Source organism: Gemmatimonadota bacterium (assembly GCA_026706345.1).
In the GTDB taxonomy this organism is placed as follows: Bacteria; JAAXHH01; JAAXHH01; order JAAXHH01; family JAAXHH01; genus JAAXHH01.
The window spans coordinates 1-2,980 of sequence record JAPOYX010000151.1 but is presented as its reverse complement, the minus strand read 5'-3'; the positions used below and the strand labels follow the sequence as shown (position 1 = coordinate 2,980).

Genomic DNA, 2,980 nt, shown 5'->3' with positions numbered 1-2,980 from the left:
CCTCGATGAAGGTCGCCAGGAGAATGAGCGCAAGCAACCATCGTCCCTGCCGCTCGTAGCCGCTGAGCACGGTCCTGCCGGTCAGCGCCGCGTATTCGGCCCCGAACCGGAAGGCGGGATACTTGATGGCGCACGCCAGGAGGATCAGGGCCAGGAGCGTCAGACCGAATTGGGCGCCGGCGCGCGTGGACTGGACCAGGTGCGATACGCCGACCGCTGTGGCCGCAAACAGAATCCCGGGCCCAAGTCGCCCCAACCACAGGGCGACGAGACGAGTTGTTCCCGAAGCGTTCATGGCGGCGCGGTTGGCGCGGCCTGGCATCCCTTCAATGGCGTTCTATCCAACTGCTAATGGGAGCCCGCGGCCATGGCGTCCCTGTTCGAGGTAAACCCCTGCTCCAGCAGGAACGCGAAGCGCTCGGCGGATGTCTCGAATTCCATCGGCGGCGGCACGACAACCAGTTCCTGGGCAATGGGCGCGGTGCACACCGCCAGCCAACCGCAACCGAATATTGCAAGACCTGTCCTGGATTTCATGCGCGGCTCCGAAGGGTGCGCACCGTACCGTACTTCCCGATCTGCTATTATAAATGAGCGAATTCAGAGATCGCTCAATGCCGCATGCGGCAAAAAAACGGTCCACGGATTTGGAGCATTCCATGAGAAAGTTCGTAGCCATCGGCCTTGGCGCCGTTGCTCTCTTGATCGGTTCCGCAAGTTTGGGTCACCACTCCGCTTTCATGTTCGATTTCGAGAAAGAAGTCACGCTGGAAGGCGTCGTCAAGGAATTTCAGTACACCAATCCGCATTCATGGCTGCTGGTGTATGTGACAAACGAGGATGGCACCGTCACGACATGGGGCTTTGAAGCCGAAGGTCCCAGCACGCTGATGCGGGCGGGCATTCGACGGAGCGACCTTTCCCCTGGCACCATGCTGAGCATAACCGGGAATCCCATGAAGGACGGCCGCCCCGCGGCGGCCTGGATCATTGCGACTCGCGCGGATGGCGTGGAGTTCAATCCCCGCGCCGGATTTGCCATACACTAACCGGCATCGCCGGAACAAACCGGGTTTGACATGAGCAGCGAAACACCTGTACTCGACGACCCTTACGAAGTCGTATCGGTAAAGCGGTCCGAAACACCGCCCGGAGCGGAGGGCTCGGACTGGCACCGTTACGAAATCGTCCAGGGCAAGAACAAGATCAAGGGCTACCGGCAAGGCACCCGCGAGGACGTAACCGAAGCGGTGACCGAAATTGCGGCTCGACTCAACGAGCGCCGTTCGGGCAAGCGTGGTCGGGTCAAGTTGACGGCGCCCCAAAAGAAGAAAAACTAGGGCCTGTCAACACGATCTCGGATAGCGTGTACAAGCCCTGGCGCCGCACTGGCCGGTAACGGGTTGCCGGACGATGAAAAGCAAGCCCATCGGCAAGAAGGACATGCTCGCGCGCACGGCCCGCTTCAAGCAGTTGTTGCCGGGCACGGAAGCGTTCGTCGACACCCGCCTGCCCGAATACCGGCGGGAGATTTTCAACGTGATCGGCGAGGGGGTGACGGAGGACGCCGGCCTGGGCGTGGCCATCTCGGCCGTGGAAGGGTTCAACGTCACCTATATCGGCGCGGGGCCGGGCAAGGGGGCCGCACTCCATTCCCACGACACGGTGGAAGTATTCTTCGCGATGACCGGTCGCTGGGCACTCTACTGGGGGGACGACGGCGAGCAGGAAATCGAGATGGATACCCTGGACATGATCTCCGTCCCCGCGGGCGTCATGCGCGGCTTCCGGAACATCGGCGAATCCCATGCCTACATGATGGCCATCCATGGCGCCACGGATGCCGGCCGGGTAACGTGGTCGCCGAAGATCCTGAAGCGGGCGCTGGAAACCGGTCTGGTGCTCGACGCCGAAGGTTACCTGATCGAGCGGGACGCGGAGTCCGAGGCGAGAATCCCGCCGCGCACCGATACGGATTAACCCGCCCGGCAGGGCCGCCTGCCGTTCATCCAGCATCAGTTGTTCCTCCAGGTTGGGCGCAGCCTCTTCCGGAAGCTCCCAGGGCAATACTTCGTCGGCCGGTTGCTCTTGCTCTTCCGGATGCTCGAATTCGGGCCGGTCCGGGGCGATTTCGGGAACGACCGGAACATCCGGGAGCTGACGGCCGCGGTCAGGCGCCGGAATATAGTCCGTAATCCTGAAGTACAGTGTGGGATCTCTCATTATGTACCTGCTGGTCACGTCATCCATCAGCAGCAACAAGCCGACGGTGATGGCCACTGCGCCGAAAGCCGCAAACAACAGGCGAGAAATCATCGTTCCATTCCCGTAAGGCTCGGCCGCATCTGCACGGCGCCTGCAATCCCGCCGGCGCCGAAAACCGATACAATCCTTGCGTCAACCGGCATCGATCGCCCCCTTGGGACGCAGCACGGGAAAGTTGACGACCGTATCCGGCGCCACCCGATCCAGATCGAGGTCGGGATTGTATTGGCGCACCAGCCAGACCGGCACCCGAAAGTCCTGAAGGGCGAGCTCCCACAGGGACTCCCCGCGCCGGACCGCATGATGCCGGACACCGGTGACGTCGTAGGCCTGGAAAAACGCCTCCTGCGTGTCCCGCTGATAGGCGACGCGCCTGGCCTCAAACTCGTCCGGAGATACGACGGAGAAATCCAGGCTTAACCGCCGTCCGATCACCACCGGCTCACGGAAGGGCATGCCATTGATGTCCCGAAGCCGCTGGGTTCGAATCTCAAGCCAATCCGCGTAATGACCCAGAGTCTCCTGCGCCTGGACCTCAATGGTCCCGTCCGCACGCACAAGGTAGTCGCTGGGATCCGCCGCCAGTTCCGCCTGGTCGCTGGCCAGCACATTGACCGCATCGTCCGCCGACTCCGGGTCAGCCATGGCCGGGGCTCTCGCAACAGCGACGGCTTGCGGCACTGAATCCGAGCCGGCAGCCGCCGCCGGTTCTTCT

At 62.4% G+C, this 2,980-nt stretch carries 6 protein-coding genes; 3 read left to right on the top strand and 3 right to left on the bottom strand.

Annotation, left to right across the window (positions count from 1 at the left end):
* Together OXG98_10015 and OXG98_10010 are read right to left on the bottom strand one after the other, a co-directional pair.
* Positions 1-295: divalent metal cation transporter (locus tag OXG98_10015; GenBank protein MCY3772338.1), on the bottom strand; the 295-nt coding region annotated here is incomplete at its 3' end.
* A 53-nt stretch (positions 296-348) separates the two neighbouring features.
* Positions 349-537, bottom strand: coding sequence for a hypothetical protein (locus OXG98_10010; GenBank protein ID MCY3772337.1), 189 nt, complete (start codon positions 535-537; stop codon positions 349-351).
* Positions 538-590: 53 nt separating this feature from the next.
* Here OXG98_10010 and OXG98_10005 point away from each other — a divergent pair, with 53 nt between their 5' ends.
* The 3 genes from OXG98_10005 (at position 591) to OXG98_09995 (ending at position 1,980) form a co-directional block, all read left to right on the top strand.
* On the top strand, positions 591-1,049 hold the full coding sequence (locus tag OXG98_10005; GenBank protein ID MCY3772336.1) for a DUF6152 family protein: 459 nt from the start codon (positions 591-593) through the stop codon (positions 1,047-1,049).
* Positions 1,050-1,079: 30 nt separating this feature from the next.
* Complete coding sequence (locus OXG98_10000) at positions 1,080-1,340, top strand: hypothetical protein (GenBank protein ID MCY3772335.1); 261 nt, start codon at positions 1,080-1,082, stop codon at positions 1,338-1,340.
* 73 nt (positions 1,341-1,413) lie between these two features.
* Entirely contained in the window at positions 1,414-1,980 is a 567-nt protein-coding gene (locus OXG98_09995; protein ID MCY3772334.1) for a cupin domain-containing protein, read from the top strand.
* A gap of 417 nt (positions 1,981-2,397) precedes the next feature.
* On the opposite strand, the gene OXG98_09990 is transcribed toward OXG98_09995, so the two are convergent.
* Positions 2,398-2,980, bottom strand: a 583-nt coding sequence (locus OXG98_09990) for a hypothetical protein (GenBank protein MCY3772333.1), incomplete at its 5' end; no start/stop codon positions are given.